Source organism: Methanothermobacter sp. DP (assembly GCF_026692625.1).
Classification (GTDB): Archaea; Methanobacteriota; Methanobacteria; order Methanobacteriales; family Methanothermobacteraceae; genus Methanothermobacter; species Methanothermobacter marburgensis.
The window spans coordinates 1,216,339-1,243,333 of record NZ_CP113501.1; the positions used below are offsets into that span (position 1 = coordinate 1,216,339).

Genomic DNA, 26,995 nt, shown 5'->3' on the forward strand with positions numbered 1-26,995 from the left:
ATATAAAGCCGGGGGTAAATAATTTAAGTGGATGATAGCATGCCAGTTGACCTCTTCATTGAGAACTGCAGAACCGAGAGGGGAACCTTCAATATAGGTGTTGATGATGGTAAGATAGTGAAGATAACCCGTGGGAGAATTGATGCATCTGAGAGGATTGACCTTCGGGGTTATCATGTGCTCCCTGGGCTCATAGATGCCCATGTTCACTTCAGGGACCCTGGGCTTGAGTACAAGGAGGACTTCAGGACAGGTTCAATGGCCGCAGCTCATGGAGGCTTTTCAACAGTTATCGACATGCCCAATACACTTCCACCCACCGACACAGCATCTGAGTTCAAGAGGAAAATAGAGATAGGTGAGCGTAAGAGCATAGTTGACTTTGGCCTGCATGCGGGTTACTCTGACCCCTCAGAGATTGGGAAGATACTCGTATATGGTCCAGCATCATTCAAGGTCTTCATGGAATCCACCGGGGTCATGGAACTTGACCTCCTCTTTCAGAGGTTGAGGGAAATCGGCTCATCTGTACCTGTAACCGTCCACTGTGAACACAGAGAACTAATAGAGCATTCATTAAAGGATCTTCAGAGAAGCAATGACCCCTTCACCTATTCACTTGCAAGACCGCCCCTTGCAGAGGAGGTCTCAGTTTCAGAGGTCCTTGCAGTCTCACACCATCACCAGCACCCTCTGCATGTATGTCACCTCAGCACCAGAAGGGCCCTTGAACTCATTGAGCCATTCAGGGGGCATGTGACGTGTGAGGTTACACCCCACCACCTCCTCCTGAACTCCAAGTACCTTAAGAGGTTCGGTACCCTTGCAAAGACAAATCCTCCCCTTAGACCAGCTGTTGAAGGTCTATCTCCATCACTCCTGGATCGTATCGATATCATTGGCACTGACCATGCGCCTCACACCATCCCTGAGAAGGAGGAGGGTGTCTGGGATTCCCCGCCAGGAATACCTAACCTTGAGGTTGCACTTAAACTTCTACTCACCATGGTAGCGGAGAAGAGGATATGGCTTTCAACCATCAGGAGGATGCTCGCTGAGGGGCCCGCGAGGATCTTCGGGTTGAGATCTAAGGGATTCATAGTTGAGGGTATGGATGCAGATTTCACCGTTATTGATATGCGGCGGGAGGGTGTTATAAGAGGTGATGAATTTTACAGCAGAGCTCATTACACTCCCTTTGAGGGTTTCAGGTACCGCGGGGAAGCCGTGATGACCCTGGTTGGTGGGGAGGTTGTTATGGATGATGGTGAGGTCTTTAAACGCAGTGGAAAATACATAAAATCCGTTTATATAGAAAAGGATGAGAAAAGGATATGATTATCCTCTTCTTGAAATTAATGAACCCGCTGCCACAGTTATAACCCCCATAACAAGTGCAAATATGGGGATTCCTGTTGGTTTCATTGGAATTTTATGATGGGGGACTGGTGATGGTCCTGGTCCTGCTTTATCTGTGACATCTATTTTAACGTATGAGGTATCGTTGGTCTCTACTTGTGAACTTGAACTCACAGTTGCCGTGTTGATAAAGGCCCCTCTCCTCACCATCTGAACTATAATTTCAAGGATGGCTTTTTGACCCGCTGGAAGATCACCTATGACCCATGTTCCAGCTGCATGGTTGTAGGATCCTGCTGTGGCTCTGGAGGATATGTACCTCATTGAGTCAGGAAGTATGTCCCTGACTGTGGTGTTTAAAGCCGTGTCTGGGCCACTGTTTATTACTGTGATGATGAACTTCACATTCTGTCCCAGGCGTACTGCTCTCCTGTCAGCTGTCTTCTTAATTTTAAGATTAGATGCTGGCTTGACTGTAATAGTTGCAGTGGCGTTCTTATTAGGATTCGGGTTGTATACATCACTGGAAACATTCGCCACATTATCTATGCTGATGTTACTTATCACAGCCCTAGCTACGATATCCAAGGTTGCTGTTTCATCTGCAGCCAGATCTCCTACCGTCCATTCCCCTGTGCTATTGTCATAACTTCCCCTACTTGCACTGCTACTCACAAATTCCAATCCAACCGGTAACAGGTCAGTTACCCTAACATTCACACCAGCATCCGGCCCATTGTTCGTGACAGTTAAAACGAATTTAACAGTGTCCAGGTAATCCACAAGCGTCTGGTTAGCAGTTTTAGTGATGGCAAGATCCGCTGCCGGTGACACAAATACAGTCACATTATCCCTGTTATTTGTCAGGTTCTGATCGTATACATCACTGGAAACATTCGCCACATTATCTATGCTGATGTTACTTATCACAGCCCTAGCTACGATATCCAAGGTTGCTGTTTCATCTGCAGCCAGATCTCCTACCGTCCATTCCCCTGTGCTATTGTCATAACTTCCCCTACTTGCACTGCTACTCACAAATTCCAATCCAACCGGTAACAGGTCAGTTACCCTAACATTCACACCAGCATCCGGCCCATTGTTCGTGACAGTTAAAACGAATTTAACAGTGTCCAGGTAATCCACAAGCGTCTGGTTAGCAGTTTTAGTGATGGCAAGATCCGCTGCCGGTGACACAAATACAGTCACATTATCCCTGTTATTTGTCAGGTTCTGATCGTATACATCACTGGAAACATTCGCCACATTATCTATGCTGATGTTACTTATCACAGCCCTAGCTACGATATCCAAGGTTGCTGTTTCATCTGCAGCCAGATCTCCTACCGTCCATTCCCCTGTGCTATTGTCATAACTTCCCCTACTTGCACTGCTACTCACAAATTCCAATCCAACCGGTAACAGGTCAGTTACCCTAACATTCACACCAGCATCCGGCCCATTGTTCGTGACAGTTAAAACGAATTTAACAGTGTCCAGGTAATCCACAAGCGTCTGGTTAGCAGTTTTAGTGATGGCAAGATCCGCTGCCGGTGGCACAAGTATTGTGGCGTTTGCTTTGTTGTTTGTGGTGTTAGTGTCTGTTATGTTGGCTGTGACGTTTGCATAGTTTATTATTGTGGTATTTGTTGTGTTGATTTTGACTGTTATGTTTAGTGTGGCTGTTTCGAGTGGGTCTAGGGTTCCGATGAACCATATGCCCTGGTCTTGGTCGTATATTCCCTTTGATTTTGTGTTGTTTATGTAGATGACTGTGTTTGGTAATGGGTCTTCTACTATAACATAGTTTGCGGTGTCTGGTCCGTTATTTTTAACTTGTATAGTGTAGGTTATGATTTCAAGGTAGTTTGGTGATGTTTTGCTTGGGATTTTTTGGATTTCGAGGTCTGTTCCGAGTATGTGTATGGTTGCGTTTGTTGTTCCATTGTAGAGTCTTTCTTGGCTTATTTCACCGGGTAGTGAGGTGTAGGTTATGTTTACTGTGTTTGTAAGGTTTTTTGCTGCGAGTGATGGGTCGTTGTCTATTGTGGTTGTGAATATGATGGTTGCTTCCTCTCCGAGTTGCAGGATGGGACCTTTGTATATTATTTTGTTTGGTTGTATTGTGATGTTCCATCCTGGTGGGAGTGAGATTGTTTCGTTGTAGTTCATGCCGGTTGGTAGGATGTCTTCTATTGTTATGTCGTAGGCGTTTGATGTGCTTGTTGTGTTATGATTTATTTGTATGGTCCATGTGCATGTGTCTCCTGGGTTTAGGTTTGTTGTCCCGTTTTTTTGGATATTTAGCATTGGTTCTATTATTTTTATTGAGGCTGAGGCTGGTGGGCTTGTTATGTTGTGTGTGCCGTTGTAGTATGTTATGGTGGCGTTGTTTGTGAGTATTTTGTTGTTAATGTTTTCTGGGATGTTTAGTACTGTGATGTTGTATAGTATTGTGATGGTTCCTGGTGCTGTTGCGTTGACTTCTCCGAAGTTTATGGTCCATTTGTTTCCTGTTTGGATTGGTGTTGGGGTTGGATACTGGACTTGGATGTTTGGGTCTATGTTGTATGTGAAGTTTGATGGTTCCAGGCCTGTGGGTATCATATCGTTAACTGTTAGATTTTCTGTGCGGCCTATTGGGATGCTTATGGTTATTCTTTGGGTTGATGTGTTTCCTATGGGGCTTTCTTTGAGGTTTGAATTGTCTATGAATGTTTTTGTTATTGTTGGGGCTGTTACTTGTAGTGCTATGGTTGAATTACCTCTTAGGTTGTTTATTCCACCGTCACCGGTTCTTTCGCCTGTTCCTGTTCCTGGATCGCCTGGAGTTGTATTATTGGTGCCATGGGGTCCTGGGAGGCTTGTACCCTTAGCTTCCATTGTATTTTGTATGGTTGAGGAGAATATGGCGTCTTCTCGGAGGTCTGCTGTGAATGTTATGTTCACGTTTTGTCCTTGTAGTAGACGGTCAATATATGCTGTGAGATTATTGCCTGTGAGGTTGTAGGTTACATTTATTGTGGGGTTGCTTTTTGTTATTGTGATGTTTCTTATGTTTTCAAACCAGGGGTTTATGTTGTCAGTTATGTTTAGATCATATATTGGTGCTATGTTTGTTCCCAGGCTGTTTCCTATTGTTAGTGTGAATTTCACTGGACTTCCTGGTGTTATTATTGTCTGGTTACTTGTTTTGTTAACATAAAGTGCGGGTAGTCTTACTGTAAGGCGTGGGGCTGATGAGGATGTGTTAAGGTTAGTGCCAGCATCATTTTTATAATCCAAGTATGCTGTGTTGGGTATTGACCTTCCGGCTGTGTTGTTACCATTATTTTTCACTACAACTTGTATTAGAAGTCTTATTGTCTCATTTAATCCCTGTGGGTTGTTGTTTGTCACATTTCCGAGGTAGAATCTTAGAGGGCTTAGGGTGGTTTCATTTATGCTCTCAAAATTGTTTATGCCTGAGAGGGTGAAGTTAAAGTTGTCTGCGGTTATATTTCCACTGCTTCTGCTTATGAGTGACCTGCCTGGTATATATTCAATGTATCTTGTGTCTATGGGATCTCTTATTGTTACTTCTGCTGTCACACCAGCTGGTATCGTTATATCAATCCTATAGGTTACAACTTCGCCTATGAATACATTGTTACCTGTTGAGTCTGGCTCTGATGTTGCATTAACAGCTTTTGATATGCTGGGGGCTAAGGTTCTTAATGTGGTTGTGGCTGAAGTATTATAGATTCTGTTGTCGGTTCGTGGAACTGTTGAAGAATCCAGGGAATCATATGTTGCGTTAACCCGGTTGGGGAATGTTGAATTAGATTTAACATTATCCTTTATTGTTACATTAAATTCGAAGATGAGATTCTGGCCTGGGTTTATGGTACCTCCAATGTATTCAACTGTGCCATTGGCTGGATTGTAATTGTAACTGAAAGCTGGTGGTGTGGTAACTTGTGTTACTGTTGTGAGGTTGAAGGCTGTTGAATTCAGCACATCCCATAAATAGACATTGTATGCTGGTGAAAGACCATTATTGGTAACATTGAATCTTATAGTGACGGTCTGCCGCCCCCTGGCAGGGTTAGGTGTTATGGTCTTTGTAATGTTAAGTATCGGTTGGAGTATGTTAAAATTATAATTGGTGGTTATGGGATTTCCTGGGTTAGCATACCAGTTAAGGTTTACAGTGTTGGTTTTCCCTATTATTGGCTGATGTGGATTTGAACTATTGTTCTCAACGCTTGCATTAATATTTAGCCTGAAGGAGTCTGTGCTATTATCATTGTCCAGGTATACTATTGTGGTTCCATTAAAGAGGAATGTGATGTTATTCCCGTTTATGGTTACAGTAGGGGTTGGGAGAGTGCCATTAAATCCTGTGGTGTTGAGTTCATATGAATTATATTTAAGGCCGGTTGGTAATGTTTCAATTATTGTGAGGTTGTTTGTTTCACCTTCTGGTAGTGTTATGGTGATCTGGAATGTTCCCTGTTCTCCGATGGTAAGGTTATTGCCAGATGTCCCGGGGTCTGTGCTTGATATCAGCTCCTTTTTCATGGTTGGATCTGCTATGGTTACAGTTGCATTATCCTCATATAATGATTGGTCAGCGACAAAATTCGGCCCAGTTGGGGTTGATGCATAATAGGTGATCAGGCCAGTGTTATTTATAACTTCTCTTGGGTTCACATTATCAGCGAGTTTAGCTGTGAAGGTTACTATTATGGTATCATTTCCACTTGGGGTTTCATCTGTTTGTGGTATCATTTCAATGTTTATCCCTGTGGTGAAAAGATCTCCTGTGTATGTTACTGGGTTTCCGTTTCCGTCTGTTACACTGATGAGCTGGGGATTTATTAATTTTGGTGTTAGGTTATCTTTGATGGTTACATTATAGGCGTTCCGGTGGCCTATATTTTCTATTATTATCTTGTAGGTTATTGTGTCCCCTGCATCTGCACCTATAAGATCCCCGTTTTCTATGATACCTGAGCCTGTAGTGCTGTTAACATTTTTGGTGATTGTGAGTTTCGGTTCTTGGGTTATAACCTGTTGTATTTTATTATCTGTGAATGATTCGCAGGGACTGTTATAGTATGTGATTTGCATTTGATTTGTAAGGTATAATTCATCAGCGAATGGTTCGTCTGTGGCTGTTACAGTGAATAGTATATGTGCTGTTCTCTCTTGCTGGTCTGTACTATTTATGGGTCCGTATTTGAAGATCAGCATGTTATTTGTGGCGTTTACTTCGAGTTCTGGTGGTCTGCCAAGATAGGCTGTTAGATTATCATCTAATGCTATACTCCATTGCCCTGGACTTGGCATGTTACTTTGCCCTGCATAACTGGTTATCTGATCTGCCTTGAAGAATGGTATTGGGAGGAAGTCTGTTATTGTCAGGTTGCAAATATTTGTTGTGGGTATAATGACCCATAATGAGAATGTTACATTGTCTCCAGGCCTTACCCTGGGTGGGTTGATGTTTGTGTTTCCATTTATGGCGTATATTCTTTTTTCAGGTGCTGGGGCGTTTATGGTGACTGTTGTGCCGCTGGGATCTGATACCGTGTTGTTGTTATGTGAAAGTTTGGCATTAACCTGAACATTATTAGATGTTGAATCCCTGGATTTGAGGTTTGGGAATCCGCTTGGATAATGCGCAGGGTTTTCATAGGCGATATCAATTGTTGTCCTGAATGTTATCGTACCTGTTGTAGGTCCCCTGTTTTCGCTTCTGTTCTCATATAATCCTCCTGTAAGCACCTCATCCAAGCCAATGTCTTTTAATTGCCCGGAAACATTGAATGTTATGGTCCATTCTCCGGTTGCATTATTATGGGTTACATTATAATTTTCTGGTTTGAATGGTGTGCTTGTAGTGTCCCCAGCCTCTGTAATGTTAAGTATTGGTGTGAAGGTTTCGAGGAATGATTGTCCATCACCAACAACATCTGTTATTATCACATCTTTTATCTGGAAGTAATCTGATAACTGGAAATTTAGTGTGTACTCCAGTGTGTCTGTTGGCCTAGTGTATCCTCCATTTATATCTTTTACTGTTTTCTGTATTGGTAATGATTTGAGGTATACTGTATAATTTGAATTTGAACTTACCGTGGTGTTATTGTATGTTCCTGTTCCTGTTACATTGTTGGTTGCGTTGACTGGGGCTCCCGTGTCAGGATCTAGGACTGGATTTGTTGTGTTGTCGAATTCTGGGGCGTAAACCCTATATTTTATGTTTTTGTCAACGCCTATCACTCCAGTTATTGAGGGGAATTTTATTGTTATGTTTCCACCAGGGATTGTTGTGGAGGGTGTGTTAATGACCTCTCCACCTGCAGTGTCAAGCAATTCTATAAATTGTATGTTACAGGGAAGATAATCTGTTATTGTTAAATTTTCTATTGTGGCGCCATCTGCCACGTCCACTTCTATAATGTAATCAAATGGATAGTTTGGACCTGTTGCAGTTTCATCCTCATGCAGAACAGCCCTTTTATTGATCCTTATTACCGAGGGGATGATGGTGATATTTTTTGCTTCACCATAGATGGGTGGGTCGACTGTTGGATCATCAAGGGGGTCATTACCAAACCGGAATATCGGTAGCGCTGTTATATTAAGTGGCAGACCTACTGTTGCATTCAGTGCCATTTTCAGGTTTGTTATCATCTCTGCAGGGGGCTGTTCAGGGGCAAAACTGCCAAATGGGTATTCTATGACAAGGAGACTATAACCTGGAGGACCCAATGTAATGTTTCTTGTGAGGGGATCCAGAAGTTCACCTGAATCCGGGAATATTCCAACATTTACGTATTTTGTCGGGAATCCCAGGTAGCTTGAATTCAGAAAAGTTATCTGTGGGGGGAGTATGAGTTCTACTATGGGTCCAAAGCCTGGTGTAGTGCCATTGTTATCAAAATCGACGTTTATCTGGAAGTTCTCGTTTATGAATGATTCTGAGGGTCCTGTGAGCGTAACTGCCGGCTGTCCAAGTGATAGGTCAACCTTTATGGATGTTTCATTATTTATTTCAATAACCTTAACACTCTCAAGATGTCCTCTGTAGCGTGCATGAAGGGTCACTGTCTTTGATGGGGTAACATTAAGTGTGTATGACCCATGAGAATCCGTTATATTGCTGATGACATGTCCTCCATCTGTATGTGCAGTTACATTAACCCCAGCGATGGTTTCGTTTAAGTTTCTACAGTTATAAACAGTTCCATAAATAATAATATCCGAAGAATTTTGATCATCAAAGGCGTATGTAGTGCCTATCAATGAGAACAAAACAAAAACTGCCGCTGAATATAGTAAATATTTATTTACCAATTTATTCATCCCCACTTTCAAATATATCTACGTAAACCTGTTTAATGTCTTGTTCTGGGATATTTATAAAATTAATTGTATTAATGTGTATATAAAAATTTCCATTTTTTTTTATCCGCAGCTAAGCCCGGATCTACCGCTTAATTACATGATTAATAATGAAAAAATTTATATTGGAAAATCAATATACTCCCAAACTCAATACCAATGGAGGCCATGATATGTGTGAATCAAACCTATACTCTGTGGATGGAGACCTCCTAATGGAGGATGTTATACTCATCGAGGTCCTTGAAGATGGAATTAAAGCAACCGATGTCCTCAACTCAACGAAGAAGTTTGAAGGAAAACTCACAAGGCTGGACCTCGATAAACACAGAATTTACATAAAGCAGAAAAAATAACCTTTTTCTTAAATATATTATTCAATAGATCCACCAACCAGGTCAGGTTAAACAACAGAAACAGGAAATTGGTTTTTGAAAAATTTCTAAATACAGAATTCTCTATCAGTAACTTCTGAAACCTGTTTTTAAAAATAAAAGGTTTTATGCTGGAATTATTTTCCAGCTGGTATGATGAGGTCCCTTTCACCCTCTGGCATGAACTCCCTGAGGGCACCTGCTGCGATTGACTTCCTTGGTGATGTGAAGTCAAAGGCGAGGTCCTTATCTGCAAATGCAACCTTTATGAGTGGGTTTGTACAGAAGGCGTCTCCCCTTGCAGCGTGTGGTGCCTGGGCTATACCTGCGTACTCTGGCTGGTGACCCACGTTCATGGCGTAGTTTGGATAGTTAGGTCCACGGAGTTCGTGTATGAGACCCTCGTCGCTCCTGATTGAGAGGGAGTTGGATGCACCGCACTGGTCCTGCAGGTCGTATCCGTAGAATCCGAGCCTGCTGTGGGCCTCCTTGTGGAGTATCTGGCTGAGGTACCATCCGTTGATACCTGCGTTTGAGTTTCCGGTTGCAAAGGCTGTTGAACATCCTGCTGCTGCGGCTGCAACAGCTGCCCTCTGTGATCCTCCGAAGTGGTCCTCCAGGAGGGTTGGGTATTCCTCGTACTGTTCGAGGCTGTAGAGTGTGACCTCTGTTGAGATGTCCCTGACGACATCCATTGTTGGTTTAGTTCCGCAGATGCCGTACTTGTCATCCACGTACTCCATACCGTAGTAGACGAAGTCGTCAAGGATGTCGTCGGTGTAGGCTGCTGTTGCGTACTGGGTGAATCCGACACCACCTGACATGTAGGATCCGAGCCAGACCTGGTCGTAGAGTGCTGCTGCACCTGCTATGACCTCAAGTGAAACGTTTGCAGGGTCATCTGAAACCCTTGAGGTCTGGACTATGTCTGCGAATGTTCCGAAGGCAACTCCACCTGGCTCGTTTGGTCCCCTTGCCCTCCTTGCAGGCATTATTGTACCCATCTCGATAACGTCTGCGTGTTTTGCGGCGTATGAGAAGTCAGCGATCGCAGCTTCACCTGCACAGAGTTTGTAGGCGGATATGAAACTCATACCGATCTGCATTGCAGACCATCTTGAGACTGTACCGCCGTCACAGGTCCTCACGACTATTGTTGGGACCCTGTTAACCTGGTATGTCCTGTTTCCAATGTAGCTTTTGAGCTGCTCGGCCTGCTCTTCAGGGAACTCCTTGTTTATGTCTATGAGTATCCTCTTGTCCAGTTCATCTGCCAGGTTGTCGTCTCCTGTGAAGATCTTGGCGTAGCAGTCCTCCACGAGTCCCGGGTGGACCTCCACCATGTGCTCCTGGACCACGGCACCGCCTGGGAGTGCGTGGTTGATTGCCTCCATGTACTCGTTGATTGTCTCAGGGGTTACCTCCACACCCAGCCTCTTCTCAAGGACGGCGTGTGCGGTGTCCATACCCACTATAACTGTCCTTTTTATGTCGTCCACCATCTGCTGGATGGCTGCGTTGTTCACGAAGTGGAGGTCGTCACCTTCAACGTAGGCGTCTGTTCCTGAAACCCTGTATGCCATGAGTTTCCTCTGACCCAGTGGCACACCTATGTCAGGGTTGTAGAATGGTATTCCGCCCCTCTTCTCTGCTGCCTTCTTGGCGTACTCTGTGAATTCTTTTTTACGTGCGGACTGTTCCCATCCGCCGAAGCAGTAGAAGTTTGTGTATTTTTCGTCAGGGTCTTCCCCCTCAAACTTCTTCTTTAAAGCCTTAAGGAATAGTTTCTTTTCATCCATTAATCATCACCTAGCCTTTTTCTTAGGTCATCCTTGAATACGTCCATACCGAATCCGCCCAGGGTACGGCCGGTGTGTATGTTTTCAACAACCTCAATTGCCTCTTTATCATCCCTCATAGCGATGTTGTCCTTCCTGTAGATTGTGGTGATCTTCTTGAGTTCATCCTCACCGAGGGGCTGGCCCATGTCCACTGGCTCGTCAAGGGGCCTTCCTACCTGGTCCTTGACGTAGACCACATGGCCCTTCTCCTCATCGAAGACGTACCTCTGGAGGGCGTCGAACATTAGACCGTTTTCATCGAGCCTCAGGGAGTGTCCGTGAACTGTTGCACCCCTTATACCGGTTGTTGCAGGGTCAAAGAGCTCGGTTTCCACCAGTTCCTTTGAGACTCCCTCAAGGTCAAGTTCCCTCATCTCAATGACCTGCCTTCCTGAGAGCGTACCTGTGTCAACACCACGGTACCTCCACATGTAGGTCCTTGCCCTGTCATAGGGCTGGGCAGGTGCATTGTACATGGAGTCTGCAAACTGGATGTACCTGACCCTCACACCTTCCTTTGCACCCTGTATGGGTTCAACCATGTCCCTTACGATGTCCTCCTCGAAGTCCATCTCATCCAGTGGTGGGTGCACTGACTTGTAACTTTCACCGGGGTTTCTGTGTCCCAGGACCTTGACCAGGTCCTCGTCTGATACTTCCCTTAATTTACGGAATTCGTAATCAGGGTCCATGTGTTTTCTTCTGTTTTCAGCTATCTGGGTTTCTCCAGGAGTGTACTGGGCTTTGTAAGACATATCATAACCTCACAATCATTTTATGTTAATAACGGTGTCCTTCACCCTTGAACTTGGATCAGCCATACCTATTATCCTGGGGTCGATTTTGTCCTCAAAGTTGAGACCGTATTTGAGGTAATCGGATATGGTGATGTCCTTCTTTGTGAAGGCACCTATGAATAGCTTATAGGGACAGGGGAGCACTTCCCTCAGGATTTCATCGATTTTCTCCATGTTATCCTCCAGGGCCTCCGGGAGTATCCCGACTATGAGCTCTCCGACCTTAACGCGGAGTTCAACCTCCTCTCCACGCACCCTTATTCTTCTCCGGTCACTGTGTTTAACCTCTGTGCCCCTTGCAGGTCCATAGTAAACCCTGTCGGGTATCGACGGTCCATGAACCAGTACCCTGACTATACCCTCAAGGGCGTAGATGCTGTTCAGCAGTTTCTCAACGGTTTCCGGTTTCAGGAGCCTCTGGGGAAATATCTTCACATCGACGAATCCTGTTTCTGGCATTTCAACTCCCCGTTTAAGCCTATAACTGGTCCTTTACCTCTGCAGCACCTTTTGCAACGTTGACTATTGGTTCTCTGAAGTAGTCTATTTCGCTGTAAACTGATCCTATGAGTCCTGATGTCTTTTCAACTGAGAACATCTGTGTTCCTGCGTCAAGACACATGGCTGCAGCCACGCATGGCAGTGCGAATCCCTTACTGTGCCTTGTTACGACGTGGTTTCCGTGGAATATACCTGGACCTCCTCCGCCGTAGATGGAGTGGCTAAAGAATGAGAATCCTACTGCTGTACCCATGGCCCTTCCGAAGTCCACGCCTGGGAGTCCTGTCTCGTATTCAAGTATGTCGTTGTAGTAGAGCACTGTTGATGCAACGCCCTGGGCTGCCCTTGCTGCTCCCACGTTGACTATTGTTGCTGCGAGGAGTCCTGTTGCTGCGTATGCATTCCAGAGTGCCCAGTCGGCTGGTTCGTAGACCTTGTAGCCTGAGTTCATCTCCCTGGCCACTTTAACGACTCCGTCCTCAACTGCCCTTTCCACCAGTGATGCTATCACTGTACCGACTGTGCCCTTACCGTTCTCCTTAACCAGGTCAAAGAGAAGGTTGTTGGCGTTGAGTCCCTGGTATGCAAGTCCAAGGAGGTGCATCCTTTCGAATGCCCCGACAGCGTCACCTGTTTCGAACATTGCTGTCTGTTCGAGTATGGATGATAGTGCTGATGCGTTGAGTGTGTTCTTTCTTGTGATGGCGACGACGTGGTTTGCCATTATGTTCCTGAGACCGTATCCGAGTCCCTCAAGGAGCACAGGTGGTCCGAGCAGTGTTGAGAGGTTGGCTCCTGTGAAGTCCACTGTCTGTGGGTATCTTCCCATTACCGCTGTTTTAACTGCGTTTGCATCGAACATGTCCACATCGAATTCGTCGATGATTGCCTGTACAACGGCTGCCCCTGTGACCAGTGCTGAGACAGTGTAGTCTGCTGCTACACCCATCCTTGTTGTTGGGACCTGCACCAGGATCTGCTGGCCGTTGTTTATGAGGCGTATGTTTGTGTCGTCGTCCTCTGAGGTCTGGACGAGTTTTTTGACCTTTTCAGCGATTGCCTCTGCGTTTTCAACGATTGGCAGTTCAACTTCCCTTCCGGGGATGAAGTTGGACTTTCCTCCAAGGGCTGCCTTTTTGAGGCTTCCCTCGATTCCGGCCAGGTTCACTGCAACTGACCTTTTCACGTCGCTTACCAGGTTTGCTATTGTCGGGTTTTTAAGGGGGCTTATGGCTTCAAGAGGAACATCCTCCTCAAGGAGCTTACCATCTGCCCCATAGAGATCTATTCTGTCTTCATACATTGGCATGGTATTCACACCTCTTGGTTTTTATTTGTTTATTAATAAAATTTATTAATTTATTATTAAATGTGAGGGGGTTATGGAATCAGGGTTTAAGTGACTTAAGAGGGTTTCATGGTTTTAACAGTGTTCATCTCAGGTTCGATGTCTCTAAATGGACCTTCAGGTTATACCGAAGTTCATCCTCCAACCTCCAGAGCATAGCTCATTATAGAACAAGCCATACTGCACATATCGGTATTAATCTGTATTAATCCAGATATAACCGCTTATGCTTCGTTTTCTGGACATCTATGACTCTATTGAATAAGAAAGAAGGATAATATAAATGTTTTCAAAAGAAAAAAAAGAAAAATTTTAAATATGAAAAATAATTTTTCATAAAAATATTATCCGGAATAATAATATATGGCATGTAAAGTCAGGATCATCCTGAAAACAAAAAAAGAAGTGGGTTTATTTCAGTGACAGTGCACCCTTTGGACAGGCCGGTATGCACTGGTCACAGAGTATACAGAAACCCTTAAGTGGAACCTTCTCATCGGTGAGTTTCAGCATGTCGTATGGACAGGCCTCTATACAGTCACCGCACTGATCACAGAGGGCAGGATTGTACTGGACCCTCTTCCTCTTGACAACCTCACCATCAATGACCTTGTCCATATCCACAAGGCTGAGGGCTCCCTTTGGACAGGCCATGGTACATGCACCGCAGCGTGTGCACATGGCAAACGATGGTTCCTCATCCACCTTCTCATTATCAGGTAGCTTCATACCCTCCTTCGTTACAACCCTTATTGCATCGTTAGGGCAGATGTTGGCACATGCACCGATGAAGTCACATTTTCCTTCATCCCAGACAAGGCCCTCCTCACTTGCAGGTTTGGCGGGTCCGAGTTCCACCTCAAGGTCTATGGCATCCACTGGACAGAGCTGTTCACATAGCCCGCAGGCTGTACAGATGGCTGGAAGTTCGACTGTAAGGTTTGATGACTTTGGAACTATGAAGTCACCCGGGCATGCTTCAACACAGGTGTTACACCCGATACATGCCTCTTCATCAAGTTCAAATTTCTTGATCTCCTTGGACCTCTTCTCTGGTTTCCTGCCTGAGATAAAGACAGCGTTCCATGGGCAGGTCTGTGCACATACACCACACTTTATACAGGTGTCCTCATCTATCTCAATGACACCGCCAACCTCTTCAAGGGTTATGGCGTCCACCGGGCATTCAGGGACACACATTCCACAGCCGACACAGTCAGCGATGAATATGGGTCCTTCGATTTCCAGCTCAACCTTAGCTGGTTCCTTGATGCCCTCAACGCCTATGACTCCAACAGGGCATATGTCAACACACTTCTGGCACATGACACAGAAGCCCTGAAGTGGTATCTTTTTAACCTTGCCCTCTTCAAGTTTCAGGGTCCGGGGAGGGCAGACCTCCACGCAGTCCCCGCACTCGTTACACTTATCAGGGCTGAAGACTATCCTGCCCTGTGTATTACCTGCCTCATCAACCACAAGGTCCTCGAGTTTGAGGGCCCCTGTTGGACAGGTTGCAACACATTTGGGTTCCCCGCCGCAGATGTCACAGTAAATGACATCTTCAGGTGTTACCTTAATGGCTGCAGTTGGGCAAGTCCCCTGACAGGCCCCGCACCTTATGCAGTCCTCTTTATTGACAACTATCATTTTACCACCTTTCTCTGGTGAAATCAGATCCTTTTAACAAGGTCGCCTTCACTGTCGTAAACTTCCAAGGTGGCAAGTCTCATCTGACTGTCAATGGTGTGTGTTGCGCAGGAGAGACATGGGTCGTAGGCCCTTATAACCATCTCCATGAGGTTGAATATCTTATCATCCACTTCAACACCTGGCTTGATGTAGTCCTGGGCAACCTTCTGGATACCCATCTCCATGGCAGGGTTGTTCTGGATTGTTGCAACCACGATGTTTGCCCTGGTGATGAGTCCGTTTTCATCACAGGTGTAGTGGTGTGTGAGTGTTCCCCTTGGTGCCTCAACTATACCCACACCGTCGCCGGCCTGCCTTTCAAGTGAATCAGGGAATTTTTCTCCTGATAGGTCTCCTTCAAGTGCATCGGCTGCACATTCAGCGCATGCGAGGATTTCTATGAGTCTTGCCCAGTGGTACAGGAGTGTCTGCTGTGCGTATCCAAAGTTGTCCTGGAACTCCTTGAAGTAATCCTGTGCCTTTGGAGCTGCATCAGGCATCTTGTCTGCGACGTTGAGCCTTGAGAGTGGTGAGACACGGTAGACACCGTCAGGGTAGCCGAGGTCCTTTATGTATGGGAATTTGAGCCAGGAGTATGGTTTAACGTGTTCAGCGATGGTGTCAGCGTAGTCTGCTGGTTTGAACTCCCTGAACATGTTTCCTTCCTTGTCCTTTATCCTCACTATACCATCGTAGACATCCCATACACCGTCCTTGACAAGACCTGTGTGGTATGTCTCGATGTTACCCAGTGAGTTCACGAGGTCAATGTTCTCCTCGAATATTGGAACTGCAAGTTCCAGGGTGGCCTCTGCAAGTTCAACGTTCCTCTGGGCCTTCTGAAGGAGGTCCTTCTGTGTTTCATCGTCCAGTTCTGTTGATATACCTCCTGGTGTTGAGGAGGTTGGGTGAATTGGCCTTCCGCCTGTGGCCCTGACAAGCTCCAGAGCATTTTTACGTAACTCTATGGCCTGAAGAGCAACATCAGGTGCGTCCTTTATTATCTGGAAGACGTTCCTTGTCTTCCTGTCCTTACCTGCTATGAAGTCAGGGGCTGCAAGGAAGTAGAAGTGCAGACCATGGGAGTGCATGTATGAGCCCCAGTTCATGATCTCCCTCATCCTGTAGGCTGCAGGGAGAATGTCATCGGGTTCGAATCCAAAGCAGGCGTCAACAGCCTTTGCGGCTGCCAGGTGGTGCTGCACGTCACAGATACCACAGATCCTTGGAACTATCCTTGGGGCTTCCTCAATTGGTCTTCCCTGGAGGAACTTTTCGAATCCACGGAATTCCATGACATGGAGCCTTGTGTCCTCAACATTACCTGCATCATCAAGGTGTACGGTAATCTTGGCGTGACCTTCAATACGGGTCACAGGTTCCATTGTGAGTTTAACCATCTATTTACCCTCCTTCTTTATTTTCATTGGTATGAGTGCTGCCGGAAGTGTGAATGTGTAGAATGTTCCAACAATGTCATCCAGCTGTTCAGCCACTTCCTCAGGGTCGACGGTTTTGTCCTCTTCGACCTTGTAGTCAGAGGCTATGGCACTTATCATCTTGGCACCCTGGTCCTCGACACGTGCTGTTGGACCGTAGCAGCCACGGCATGGTATGGCTATGCTCGGGCACTCTGCACCACAGATTGATATGGTTGCTGGGCCCATGCAGATGAGTCCCTGTGGTATGAGACAGAGGTCATCCTCTGGTTTACCAACCTCGAACTGCCTCTTTATGAAGTCCATTGCAAGGCCTTCTGGTGGTTTTTCCCTTGGGCAGACCTCACAGAGGTTTGTGCTTGGCAGCTCTATTTCTTCGCCCTTGAGGAGTGCTAGAACAACCTCAGCGACAACATCAGATCTTGGTGGGCATCCTGGAACTTCGAAGTCAACATCTATGACTTCACCCAGTGGCTTAACCCTTCCCTCAAGGTGTGGTACCTCTTCGGATGGGATGACGCCCTCCTCGTTTGGTGTTGTTATGGAGTTGATGTAGGCTTCCTCTATGACCTCATCCTTGTCCCAGAGGTTCCTGAGACCTGGTATGCCGCCGTATACAGCACATGTACCGTAACTTATGACAAATTTGGCCTTTTCCCTGAGCTCCTCTGCAAATTCCCTGTTCTCATCGTTTACGATTCCGCCCTCAATGATAACAACATCGAGTTCAGGGATTTCATCGTATTTTGTGTCCATTAAAACAGGGCTGAATTCAAAGTCAGCAAGTTCCATGACATCCAGAAGTGCTTCGTGTAAGTCTGCAATGGACAGGTGGCACCCGGAGCATCCTCCAAGCCACATTGTTCCTATTTTTGCCTTTTCAGCCATTTAACATCCTCCTTATGCTTCAGCTAGCTGTTTTTTGATTGGTGATGGACCAAGGGCCCTTATCCTGTCAACCATCATCTTGACGGTTTCAGCGAATTTTTCACCCTCTGATGCGGATATCCAGTCGTGGTGGATCCTTTCCCTGCCAATTCCAAGCTCATCTGCCAGTTTGTAGATCAGTCTCATTCTCCTGTCGAGCTTGTAGTTTCCTGCGTCGTAGTGGCAGTCACCGTGGTGGCATCCTGTTACGAGAACACCGTCAGCGCCTTCCCTGAATGCCTTGAAAACAAACTGTGGCTCTATCCTTCCTGAGCACATCACACGGATAACCCTAATGTTTGTAGGGTACTGCATCCTTGCTGTTCCCGCAGTGTCCGCTCCACCGTAGGAACACCAGTTACAACAGAACATCACAATTTTTATGTCATCTTCAGCCATAGAGTTTCCTCCTTGCTTGGGTTGTACTTATAATTGTACTTGGTATATGGTTTAGGAGTGGCAAGTATAAAGGTTACTTATGAAACAATTTCGAAAATTTTATATGTGTGGTTAAAATTTTTATTATTTTTAATACTGCCATCCCCCCATTAAACCGTTAAATGACGTTCATACAAGGGTCACAGCGTCTCTGAATTTCCCAGAAATTTTTGCAGCGATCTCCGGGATGGTTGTGGACACTATGGCTGAATCAGAATCCCTGTATGCATCCGCGTCACTGGAACCGCCGCATCGGACCTCGGTTTTAATTTCTGATCTGAGGTTGTCCACGCTAACCCATTCAACCCACGGGTCGCTGTCCACAAGTACGAATTCATCCACCATTCCATCAAGTTTCTTTGCAATCACCCATGATACGAATCTTGCGCCGAAGATTGCCACTGTTCCATGTATGTCGCCGTTTCTGGTCATCTCAGCAAGCGTATCCACGTCCCTCTCTATATTCACCCTTTCATAGAGTGGAGTTGAGGGGAGGCATGCCCAGTGGGCGTCACCCACATATGTATGCCCGATGGTTTCTGGATAAACATTCTCTCTTCCTGAAGCCTTCACTGCAGCTGCAAGGGCCTCAAGCTGGGGCTTCTGTACTGGAACAGGTGTTAGAGCAGCCTCAACCTCCTCCCTCATTATCTTCATGACCCTTGGGAGGCCAAACTTACCCCTTCTTGCTGTGCCTGGACTGTAACCACACATGTAACCATGGTGGTTCTTTGGGAATCCTGTTATTATGGCGTTCAGCCCTGCCCTTAGTCCTATGCGGCACTCGTCCTCATATGCACCGTTGGTTGCAACAATTCTGCCTGGTGTGAGGATCCTTGCTGCAGCAACGGCCCCTGCAAAGGCGTCAAGTCTATCAGATGCAAGGTTGAAGGGGCCGCCCTCCAGTACGAAGACATCGACACCCATATCAAGTCCTGCCTCAAAGCCAGATATGAGGTCATCGTATCCGTCTCCAACGAACATTATGGCCTCAACACCCTTACCATGCTTTCTAGCAAGTTCAAAAACCTCGCGTGCCTCATCAAGGGGTGCTGCATGGGTTTCAGCCCCCTGAACCGGTGTCAGGTTAACCGCCACAGAGGAGGCGAGTTCAACCCATTCGTCCCTGTCAGGCAGGCCCTCCCTTTCCTTTTCAAGGAGTCTTGAATGTATTCTTTCGCGGGGACAACCCTCAAATGGGGGTCCCTCAAGGTAACACTGTCCTCCGCATCCGGTTATTGATCTGGGGAACCTCATGGGACCGTATCTTCCAAAGTGGTCAAGGTCCAGGGGGACCTCTGTGGTCTCCCGCACCTCCCTCATGAGCTCCACAGGCCTCATACCGTAGTTCTCGGCTATATCTGCGAATGCATAGGCACATACGTGTATTGTTGCACCTATCGTGTCTGAAAGGATGCAGTTTCCAATAAGGTCCATCCTCTCAAGGTCAGATGCGCAGGTGCCCACGATGATCTCTGTGAGGTCACAGCCCAGGGGGAACCTCTTGAAGGTGGCCCCCAGCTTAATCTTATCCTCCCTTGAAAGGTCAGAAATTGCATCCACCACCTCGGTGACATCCCTGTCCATTTTCATGATTTCCCATGCAGCTTCAGGATTATCCACTGCTTCCCTGATGATATCGTGCATATTGTTTCACCTTTTAGGTCACTGTGATTCACTCTGATACTGGATGTTATAAATTTTGACAAAAATTATGGGTTAATAAGAAAATGCTGCTTTAACCCATAATTTTAATACCCGTTATTTTCCTGCCCTCTTCAGTGGCCCAAGGTATTTTACAGTCTCATAGAACTCCTGCATTGTCTTCTGAAATTTTTCACCCTCCGATGCCGATATCCACTCCCACCTGAATCTTTCCTTATCTATGCCAAATTCAGGGAGTATGTCCTCAATGAACCGGGCCCTTCGTTTCCATTTGTAGTTACCTGAATCATAGTGGCAGTCCCCTATGTGGCATCCTCCCACAAAGACGCCGTCTGCACCCTCACTGAAGGCCTTTAGTATCATCGAGGCGTTGACACGGCCTGAACACATCACCCTTATGATACGGACGTTGGGTGGGTACTGCATCCTCGCTGTTCCCGCGGTGTCTGCTCCGCCATAGGAGCACCAGTTGCAGCAGAATCCAACTATCTTTGGCTCGAAACTCATCATATCACCCCTAATCCTTCTCCCCGCTGTACATTGGGGGCAGTTCTTGGCTCACCCCTGCTGTGAATCCTGTTCTGTCACGGTATTTTTTCTGTATCCTGTGGTAGATCCTTGCAATGGGTATGTCCATGGGGCAGGCATCCTCGCACTGGCCGCAGTTTATACAGCTGAACCCCATGTGGGAGAGCCTCACTCCCTGGAATGTAAGGGGGTCAGGTGCCTTTTCATCTGATTCCATGAGGTAGTCATTTTCAAGTTCACATTCCCTGCAGAAGCATACCGGACAGGCGTCCCTGCATGCAAAGCAGTTTATGCAGCGCTTCCAGTACTCACCCCATTCATCCAGTGAGGGGTACTCCTCATCAAGGTATTTATCCTGAAACTTCCTTGCCATGCTGATCATTGCATTTTCGATTTTCTCCCTTATCTTCACCATCTTCTCAGAGGGTTCCCTCACCTCAATGTATCCGCTGCTGCGGGCACCTTCAATGATCTCCTGACCTCTTTCAGTGTTAACCTCTATGAAGGTCCATCCGTCCTCTGCACCCCAGTTTCCACAGGCTAGGTCAGCGTTACGCGGAACCATTATTTCGCAGCGCTGACAGTTCTCACGTCTGCCGAAACCCTCCTCCTCAAGGTAATCGATTGATATCTCCCTGTGGCTTCCGTCCTTGAGTTTCACTATGAATTTACCCCTGTCGATCTCCTCACTAACAACATCATCAGGGTCTATCTCATAGAAGGTCTCTATCATCTCCCTGGCAGATACAGGGGCAAGGGTTCCGCCGCAGTTCAGTCCTATCTTATATACCTTATCCGGGTCTATCTGATGCCTCTTCTCAAGTTCCATTATGGCCATTGCATCACAGGGTTTTACAGCGACAGCCAGCCTCATGTCACCTAGATAGCGGGAGATGAGGTCCCCGAACATGGTGGGTGCGCAGTGCAGGGAACCGCACGTTGACGCTATGCCTGACGAATCCTCAAGCAGGACTGGGATCCCATCGTACACATCATCTCCCCTTTCCAGTGTTAGTACAGCATCCACGACTTCCTTATCCAGCATGTATTTGAATATGGCGGTCACCCCTCCGCCACATTCTCCTCTTCTCTGAATCTCCTCATCTGTAGCCCTTGCAAGGAGGTACTTCATCTTAATCACCTGCCGTGAGTATTCTTTCAAATATTTCCATGTCTGAGAGGACCCCCTCGGGTGCCTGCAGTGCGGGTTCCAGTTTCACCGTGTATCCCGCTGTGCTGGTGTATGAACCCGATTTTTCACACCATGCTGCCGTTGGAAGGAAAATATCAGGTATCATGCCTTCGGTTTTTATGGACTGGAGAATGAGTTTTCCTGATACCTCCACTGGCTCTGCAGCTGCACCGGGATCTATTAACCAGACAGAATCAAACTCCCCTTCATGAACCGGTGGGAGGTGCTGCATCACACCCCTTGTGTTGAAGTCCTCAAAGATGGGTAGAACATCAAATTCATTTTCAGATGAGACCTCAAGAACTGGCCCTGTGATTTCCGGTATTTCATGTGTTATTATAATCAGAGACCCTCCTGGAAGTTGCTGGAGATCATCCAGGAGCTCCCTCTCATCTGAGAAGATTCTGTGAAACCCTGAATTTACCGCCGTCCTTGTGTCATCCCTTCTGTCATAGGATCTCACCTCTGCCCCGGCGGCCATCGCATGGAATATCCTCCTACCTATGAGTGGGGCGCAGGTTATGGCATCTCCTATGACTGCAATGTTATCATAGTCTCTGATCTTTCTGATATCAATTTCAGGGTAATCAAATTCAGGAAATGCCGTTATTAAACCTGATTTTTTTACATCAAATTTTTCTATGAGTTCCCTGAGTTTAAGTGCCTCCTCATTGGTGAGGGTTCCCGTTGTCAGGATGGATATGTCTGATGAAAGAAGTTCCTTTAGGTTATCCAGTGCCTCATCCCAGTTCACTCCACTCAGTTTCCCTGATTTTTTAACTCCAGGGGATGTTACTCTGTCCATCAATGGGATTTCATAGCAATCCCTGCCGGCCCTGCAGGTCTTTCCCTCATTGACAGGGTGTCTCCTGTAGGGGTAGGTTCCCACAGGTGTGCCGCCCATATCCACAAGATTCACACCACAGCCTGCACTGCAGGAAGGGCATAAAGTGTGTTTCACCATCATTATCTACACCTCCAGATTTTTCACCTTGCCCCGGAACTCGTCAATACTGAAAAGCTCATTCTGGACGCTGACGGTCCTATCACGGGTTATGTTGAATAACTCAACCATGATGTTAAGCCCCCGATCGAGCAGAAGTTCTGATAGGTTTCCGGGCAGTTTTTCAGAATCTTCAAGAACTATTTTTCCCTCTATTTTGAATTTCAGGGGTATTCCACTTCCTGATTCTCCATAAAATATGTATCCCACCGATTTATTTCCAAAATCTGTGTAGTCAATTTTCCAGTCCATGTCAAGGCTCAGGGTACACGATTTTGGATTTTTCTCAGGGCGAAAAAGTCCAATCCTCTGAATCTGGATTTCCATACTTTCACCACGACCTCCGGTTTTATGTTTATCATAAGTATCTGCTAATAAGTATTACAAATATAAATGTTTCTAAAATAAAAAAGTGTTTAAAATGACTCAAAAAGTATTATATAAGATTTAAATGTTTATTTTTTTAATTGAATACTTTTAAAACGATTAAAAATCATAAAATAACGTTTGAGTGAGTTATAAACCTCGAATTAATATTTAAATCCCTTTAATTAATTCATAATAAATATTTATTTTTTATTATTTATCCTGTTAGCGAGGAGAATAAGGCAAAATAAGGGTTAAGCACCCCACTTTAACCTTAAGGATGCCTTTTTGATCTTCTGAATGAAATTAGAACCCGAGATTTAGAAAATTCTAATATTAATATTTTAATAATTATGAATACCTCTGGTCTGCCCCCCAGTAAAAACAACACTGAATAACGTTCCTGTGGAATTTAATCTGGGACCCGCAGGTAACGGTTGCCCCTCCAGATAAAATAATTCTACTTATAAGCTTTTTGGTTTAAAAATTATCAAAAAATATATTTATAGTGGAAACCGATTAATCTGTACTACTAATAATATGAGTAGTATTACAAAAATGGAGTGATAGATATGAAACTTGCAATACTAGGTGCAGGATGTTACAGGACCCACGCGGCCAGTGGAATAACAAACTTTTCCAGGGCCTGCGAAGTCGCTGAAATGGTTGGAAAACCAGAAATAGCCATGACCCATTCCACAATAACAATGGGTGCTGAGCTTAAAGAACTCGCAGGTGTCGACGAAGTCGTTGTTGCAGATCCTGTATTCGACAACCAGTTCACAGTCATAGACGACTTCGCCTACGAGGACGTCATAGAGGCCCACAAGGAGGACCCTGAAAAAATAATGCCACAGATCAGGGAAAAGGTCAACGAAGTCGCCAAGGAGCTACCAAAACCACCAGAAGGTGCAATACATTTCACACACCCTGAAGACCTTGGATTTGAAATAACAACAGATGACAAAGAGGCCATCGCAGACGCAGACTTCATCATGACCTGGTTCCCAAAGGGTGACATGCAGCCAGACATAATAAACAAGTTCATAGACGATATAAAACCTGGCGCAATCGTCACACACGCCTGCACAATTCCAACCACCAAGTTCTACAAGATCTTTGAACAGAAACACGGTGACCTGGTAACCAAACCTGAAACACTCAACGTAACATCCTACCACCCAGGTGCCGTTCCTGAAATGAAGGGACAGGTATACATTGCAGAGGGCTACGCCTCAGAGGACGCTATAAACACCCTCTTTGAACTCGGACAGAAGGCCAGGGGTAACTCATACAGGTTACCAGCAGAACTCCTCGGACCTGTCTGTGACATGTGCTCAGCACTGACAGCAATAACCTACGCAGGTATACTCTCCTACAGGGACTCAGTTACACAGGTACTCGGCGCACCTGCAGGTTTCGCGCAGATGATGGCCAAGGAGTCCCTCGAGCAGATAACAGCCCTCATGGAAAAGGTTGGAATAGACAAAATGGAGGAGCACCTCGACCCTGGTGCACTCCTTGGTACAGCTGACTCCATGAACTTCGGAGCATCAGCAGACATACTCCCAACCGTCTTTGAAATCCTCGAGAAGAGGAAAAAATAAGAGGAAAAAATAACTGGGCAGCAGCCCAAAAAATTTATTTATTTTTTTAACCAACTGATTTATGCTGATCCAACTGACTTTTATAACCTTCCAAGTAGCTGAAACTGGTGTTAAATTGATGGATAAAATACTCAAAAAGGCGGCTGAGGGATACCCCCTCGATGATAGCGAGATTATGCGGCTATTCCAGATAAATGACCCGAAAGATTTTGCCCTTCTCATGGAAACGGCGTTCAGCATCATGAAGGAGCGCAGGGGGGTTATCAAGCTCACATCCACCGTCCACATAACAAATATCTGCCAGGTGCGGCCAAGGTGTGGCTACTGTGGATTTGCCGCTGGAACATCACGTAATGGATACTACACTTCATTCTTCAAAACCGATGATGAGATCCTTGAAGCCGCCAGGATAATAGAAAAATCTGGAATACCCAGGGTCAGCTGCTCAGGCGCCCATGGATTCAACGGTGAACACGCCGTCAAGGCTGCGGAAATAGTGAAGGAGAACACCTCCCTTGAAGTGCTTATAAACGTTGGATCCGACCTTAACAGGGCTTCAGTTGAGAAACTTGCGGATTACGGTACTGACACGGTATGCTGTAACCTTGAAACCGTCAACAGGGAACTTTTCAGGCGGGTTAAACCAGGTGAGAAGATAGAGGATCGGATAAGAGTCTGTGAACTTGTATGTGAAAGTGGAATAGAATTATCAAGTGGTCTGCTCATAGGTCTTGGTGAGAGTTACGCTGACCGCCTTGCACACCTAAGGTTCCTTGGTGGATTTGAAACACTTGGAGAGATACCCATCATGGGATTCAACCCCTACCCTGGAACCCCAATGGAGAACCATCCACCCTGCCCCCTTGAGGAACAGATGAAGACCATAGCCATCACACGTATCATGTACCCTGATATAAGGATAACGGTTCCAACACCCACCATAGGTCCCGAAAATGTCCGCTTCTCCCTCATGGCAGGGGCAGATAACCTTGCAACTGTTATACCCGACGGTTACCCTCATGATGTTAAGGGGGTCGGGTCCCCAAGGTACGGAAACCTCAATGATGTGCTGAGGGTTGTGGATGAGATGGGACTGAAGCCCCAGATATCAGCGAACCCCGCGGCTGATGGGGTTGCGATCTGATTTATTAATACGAACGGGTTTAGTCATCATAGCCCATACCCTTATCTTATCAATACAGCGGTCTGATCTTTAATAGCCCTTGAATACCCCTGAGTCTTATCATATACAGTGGTGTGGTCATGTTAGAGGATATAATAGCCAGTGCATACCTTGAGTCTGCAGAGGATCGTCGCAGAGGAGACCGTGAGGAGGAAGTTAAAGCTGTAAGGGACTACATTAGCGGCGCTCAAAGGATTGTAGTGCCGAACTGGAACCGGGAGAAGGTTGATGTGATAAATGAGGTCCTCAGATCCTTCAACCTGAGGGAAGCAGAGCACCTTCAGTTCAACACCAACTGGGCGGACCTCACAAGGATGCCAGCCGTTACAAAGGCCCTCATGGCACTTGACATATCAGGGGCAGACCTTGTTATTGCACGGGGGCGGCTGGGGGTTCCTGGTTCTGGATCGCTCCTTGTAATCATGGACTCCCGGGGGAGGATCCTTTCAGCGGCCATGTCCCCCCCACACGTTATACACGAAATGGAAGTTCAGGATGCGGTGAGATCCGAGATGACCCATGCCCTTGAGCGTATAGGCTTCAGCAGAGGATCAGAATGAAGCGCCATGAAACCGGTATAACCGAGACCGTTAAAACATTCTTCTCCACATACAGGGTACAAGACATAATCAATCACATATCAGCAGTTAAATCGGCCGCAGTTATTGAATGGCTCACTGAAATCGACATGACCCCTGAAAGTGCCCTTATAATCGGCTCATACTTCACAGGTGCAGCGATTGCAGGTTCACTTGACTGTGATGTGACCGTTGCAGATATAAACCCCCAGACACGTTTTATCCTTGATGACAGCGTGAAGTTCCATGGAGGTGTTATGGACCTCAGGGGTCACTGGGACCTCCTTGTTGATACCACGGGTCTCGGGGGTGTCACAGAGGATGAACTGAGGGGCATAACTGCAGAAGCGTTCATCGTTGAGGACCCAACATCAGATGGCAGCGATGAGACTATAAGGAGATTCAACAGGACATATGATAGACTTGGAATGGTTGAATCAGACATTTCAGGGGCCCTCCACACCTATGGCATTGGCGCCAAGACCTCGGGTACAATGACGCTTACAGTGGAGGTTCTGAGGAGGTCGATGGCCGATGCACTTGAATTTGAAGGTGTGCTCTATGCAACAGCAACCCTTGAATTCTTTGAGAGGATACTCTTTAAGGAGGGGGATCCTGAAAAATTCCTGAGACACCTTGAATCCCCCTCCCTCATGGTTTCATCACTTGAAGATCTGGACTGTGATGGAATCATAGAAGGGAACCTTGGGATGATAAAATCAAGGATCCTGAATAACAGGTGATACCTCTTCAGCCCACTTG

Annotated in this window: 20 protein-coding genes; 6 read left to right on the top strand and 14 right to left on the bottom strand. The window is 46.2% G+C overall.

Annotated features, from left to right (window positions below):
• The first annotated feature begins 39 nt into the window (after positions 1–39).
• Positions 40–1,338: a dihydroorotase gene (gene pyrC / locus OXN82_RS06505; protein ID WP_321211093.1), complete on the top strand. Its 1,299-nt coding sequence runs from the start codon at positions 40–42 to the stop codon at positions 1,336–1,338.
• Here pyrC and OXN82_RS06510 read toward each other — a convergent pair whose 3' ends face one another.
• Positions 1,339–8,715, bottom strand: a complete 7,377-nt coding sequence (locus tag OXN82_RS06510; protein WP_321211094.1) for a hypothetical protein — start codon at positions 8,713–8,715, stop codon at positions 1,339–1,341.
• A 212-nt stretch (positions 8,716–8,927) separates the two neighbouring features.
• Between OXN82_RS06510 and OXN82_RS06515 the strand changes: the two genes are divergently transcribed.
• On the top strand, positions 8,928–9,110 hold the full coding sequence (locus OXN82_RS06515) for a CooT family nickel-binding protein (RefSeq protein WP_321211095.1): 183 nt from the start codon (positions 8,928–8,930) through the stop codon (positions 9,108–9,110).
• Positions 9,111–9,265: 155 nt separating this feature from the next.
• On the opposite strand, the gene mcrA is transcribed toward OXN82_RS06515, so the two are convergent.
• The 13 genes from mcrA to OXN82_RS06580 all read right to left on the bottom strand — a co-directional run bounded on the left by mcrA (position 9,266) and on the right by OXN82_RS06580 (position 22,826).
• The gene (mcrA, locus tag OXN82_RS06520) at positions 9,266–10,927 is read right to left on the bottom strand and encodes a coenzyme-B sulfoethylthiotransferase subunit alpha (protein ID WP_013296302.1); all 1,662 of its coding nucleotides are present in this window, start codon (positions 10,925–10,927) and stop codon (positions 9,266–9,268) included.
• The gene (gene mcrG / locus OXN82_RS06525; RefSeq protein ID WP_013296303.1) at positions 10,927–11,724 is read right to left on the bottom strand and encodes a coenzyme-B sulfoethylthiotransferase subunit gamma; all 798 of its coding nucleotides are present in this window, start codon (positions 11,722–11,724) and stop codon (positions 10,927–10,929) included. Before mcrG ends, mcrA begins: the two co-directional genes overlap by 1 nt.
• Before the next feature lie 15 nt (positions 11,725–11,739).
• Positions 11,740–12,225: a methyl-coenzyme M reductase operon protein D gene (mcrD, locus tag OXN82_RS06530; protein WP_013296304.1), complete on the bottom strand. Its 486-nt coding sequence runs from the start codon at positions 12,223–12,225 to the stop codon at positions 11,740–11,742.
• 19 nt (positions 12,226–12,244) lie between these two features.
• Positions 12,245–13,576, bottom strand: a complete 1,332-nt coding sequence (mcrB, locus tag OXN82_RS06535; RefSeq protein ID WP_147671468.1) for a coenzyme-B sulfoethylthiotransferase subunit beta — start codon at positions 13,574–13,576, stop codon at positions 12,245–12,247.
• 450 nt (positions 13,577–14,026) lie between these two features.
• On the bottom strand, positions 14,027–15,265 hold the full coding sequence (gene mvhB / locus OXN82_RS06540) for a polyferredoxin protein MvhB (protein WP_321211096.1): 1,239 nt from the start codon (positions 15,263–15,265) through the stop codon (positions 14,027–14,029).
• A gap of 23 nt (positions 15,266–15,288) precedes the next feature.
• Positions 15,289–16,707, bottom strand: a complete 1,419-nt coding sequence (mvhA, locus tag OXN82_RS06545; protein WP_321211097.1) for a F420-non-reducing hydrogenase subunit MvhA — start codon at positions 16,705–16,707, stop codon at positions 15,289–15,291.
• The gene (gene mvhG / locus OXN82_RS06550) at positions 16,708–17,634 is read right to left on the bottom strand and encodes a F420-non-reducing hydrogenase subunit MvhG (RefSeq protein WP_321211098.1); all 927 of its coding nucleotides are present in this window, start codon (positions 17,632–17,634) and stop codon (positions 16,708–16,710) included. It lies immediately after the preceding gene.
• A 12-nt stretch (positions 17,635–17,646) separates the two neighbouring features.
• Complete coding sequence (locus OXN82_RS06555; RefSeq protein ID WP_013296309.1) at positions 17,647–18,072, bottom strand: hydrogenase iron-sulfur subunit; 426 nt, start codon at positions 18,070–18,072, stop codon at positions 17,647–17,649.
• A 168-nt stretch (positions 18,073–18,240) separates the two neighbouring features.
• Positions 18,241–19,758, bottom strand: coding sequence for a 5,10-methenyltetrahydromethanopterin hydrogenase cofactor biosynthesis protein HmdC (hmdC, locus tag OXN82_RS06560; RefSeq protein WP_013296310.1), 1,518 nt, complete (start codon positions 19,756–19,758; stop codon positions 18,241–18,243).
• A gap of 114 nt (positions 19,759–19,872) precedes the next feature.
• Entirely contained in the window at positions 19,873–20,283 is a 411-nt protein-coding gene (locus tag OXN82_RS06565) for a hydrogenase iron-sulfur subunit (protein WP_013296311.1), read from the bottom strand.
• 10 nt (positions 20,284–20,293) lie between these two features.
• Positions 20,294–21,442, bottom strand: coding sequence for a Coenzyme F420 hydrogenase/dehydrogenase, beta subunit C-terminal domain (locus OXN82_RS06570; protein ID WP_321212171.1), 1,149 nt, complete (start codon positions 21,440–21,442; stop codon positions 20,294–20,296).
• The gene (locus tag OXN82_RS06575) at positions 21,438–22,463 is read right to left on the bottom strand and encodes a molybdopterin-dependent oxidoreductase (RefSeq protein ID WP_321211099.1); all 1,026 of its coding nucleotides are present in this window, start codon (positions 22,461–22,463) and stop codon (positions 21,438–21,440) included. The genes OXN82_RS06570 and OXN82_RS06575 overlap by 5 nt, the downstream gene beginning before the upstream one ends.
• Before the next feature lie 3 nt (positions 22,464–22,466).
• Positions 22,467–22,826, bottom strand: coding sequence for a hypothetical protein (locus tag OXN82_RS06580; RefSeq protein WP_321211100.1), 360 nt, complete (start codon positions 22,824–22,826; stop codon positions 22,467–22,469).
• 611 nt (positions 22,827–23,437) lie between these two features.
• Between OXN82_RS06580 and hmd the strand changes: the two genes are divergently transcribed.
• From hmd to OXN82_RS06600, 4 genes are all read left to right on the top strand, one after another.
• Positions 23,438–24,472: a 5,10-methenyltetrahydromethanopterin hydrogenase gene (hmd, locus tag OXN82_RS06585; protein WP_321211101.1), complete on the top strand. Its 1,035-nt coding sequence runs from the start codon at positions 23,438–23,440 to the stop codon at positions 24,470–24,472.
• A 115-nt stretch (positions 24,473–24,587) separates the two neighbouring features.
• Positions 24,588–25,616, top strand: a complete 1,029-nt coding sequence (gene hmdB / locus OXN82_RS06590; RefSeq protein WP_321211102.1) for a 5,10-methenyltetrahydromethanopterin hydrogenase cofactor biosynthesis protein HmdB — start codon at positions 24,588–24,590, stop codon at positions 25,614–25,616.
• 119 nt (positions 25,617–25,735) lie between these two features.
• Positions 25,736–26,215, top strand: a complete 480-nt coding sequence (locus OXN82_RS06595; protein ID WP_321211103.1) for a DUF3236 domain-containing protein — start codon at positions 25,736–25,738, stop codon at positions 26,213–26,215.
• The gene (locus OXN82_RS06600; protein WP_321211104.1) at positions 26,212–26,976 is read left to right on the top strand and encodes a DUF1188 domain-containing protein; all 765 of its coding nucleotides are present in this window, start codon (positions 26,212–26,214) and stop codon (positions 26,974–26,976) included. The genes OXN82_RS06595 and OXN82_RS06600 overlap by 4 nt, the downstream gene beginning before the upstream one ends.
• The last annotated feature ends 19 nt before the right edge of the window (positions 26,977–26,995 follow it).

What these genes read in the sequence shown, in the direction of transcription:
- pyrC (WP_321211093.1), top strand. Translation starts at nt 40, where the DNA reads ATGCCAGTTGACCTCTTCATTGAGAACTGCAGAACCGAGAGGGGAACC.
- OXN82_RS06510 (WP_321211094.1), bottom strand. Translation starts at nt 8,715, where the DNA reads ATGAATAAATTGGTAAATAAATATTTACTATATTCAGCGGCAGTTTTT.
- OXN82_RS06515 (WP_321211095.1), top strand. Translation starts at nt 8,928, where the DNA reads ATGTGTGAATCAAACCTATACTCTGTGGATGGAGACCTCCTAATGGAG.
- mcrA (WP_013296302.1), bottom strand. Translation starts at nt 10,927, where the DNA reads ATGGATGAAAAGAAACTATTCCTTAAGGCTTTAAAGAAGAAGTTTGAG.
- mcrG (WP_013296303.1), bottom strand. Translation starts at nt 11,724, where the DNA reads ATGTCTTACAAAGCCCAGTACACTCCTGGAGAAACCCAGATAGCTGAA.
- mcrD (WP_013296304.1), bottom strand. Translation starts at nt 12,225, where the DNA reads ATGCCAGAAACAGGATTCGTCGATGTGAAGATATTTCCCCAGAGGCTC.
- mcrB (WP_147671468.1), bottom strand. Translation starts at nt 13,576, where the DNA reads ATGCCAATGTATGAAGACAGAATAGATCTCTATGGGGCAGATGGTAAG.
- mvhB (WP_321211096.1), bottom strand. Translation starts at nt 15,265, where the DNA reads ATGATAGTTGTCAATAAAGAGGACTGCATAAGGTGCGGGGCCTGTCAG.
- mvhA (WP_321211097.1), bottom strand. Translation starts at nt 16,707, where the DNA reads ATGGTTAAACTCACAATGGAACCTGTGACCCGTATTGAAGGTCACGCC.
- mvhG (WP_321211098.1), bottom strand. Translation starts at nt 17,634, where the DNA reads ATGGCTGAAAAGGCAAAAATAGGAACAATGTGGCTTGGAGGATGCTCC.
- OXN82_RS06555 (WP_013296309.1), bottom strand. Translation starts at nt 18,072, where the DNA reads ATGGCTGAAGATGACATAAAAATTGTGATGTTCTGTTGTAACTGGTGT.
- hmdC (WP_013296310.1), bottom strand. Translation starts at nt 19,758, where the DNA reads ATGCACGATATCATCAGGGAAGCAGTGGATAATCCTGAAGCTGCATGG.
- OXN82_RS06565 (WP_013296311.1), bottom strand. Translation starts at nt 20,283, where the DNA reads ATGAGTTTCGAGCCAAAGATAGTTGGATTCTGCTGCAACTGGTGCTCC.
- OXN82_RS06575 (WP_321211099.1), bottom strand. Translation starts at nt 22,463, where the DNA reads ATGATGGTGAAACACACTTTATGCCCTTCCTGCAGTGCAGGCTGTGGT.
- OXN82_RS06580 (WP_321211100.1), bottom strand. Translation starts at nt 22,826, where the DNA reads ATGGAAATCCAGATTCAGAGGATTGGACTTTTTCGCCCTGAGAAAAAT.
- hmd (WP_321211101.1), top strand. Translation starts at nt 23,438, where the DNA reads ATGAAACTTGCAATACTAGGTGCAGGATGTTACAGGACCCACGCGGCC.
- OXN82_RS06595 (WP_321211103.1), top strand. Translation starts at nt 25,736, where the DNA reads ATGTTAGAGGATATAATAGCCAGTGCATACCTTGAGTCTGCAGAGGAT.
- OXN82_RS06600 (WP_321211104.1), top strand. Translation starts at nt 26,212, where the DNA reads ATGAAGCGCCATGAAACCGGTATAACCGAGACCGTTAAAACATTCTTC.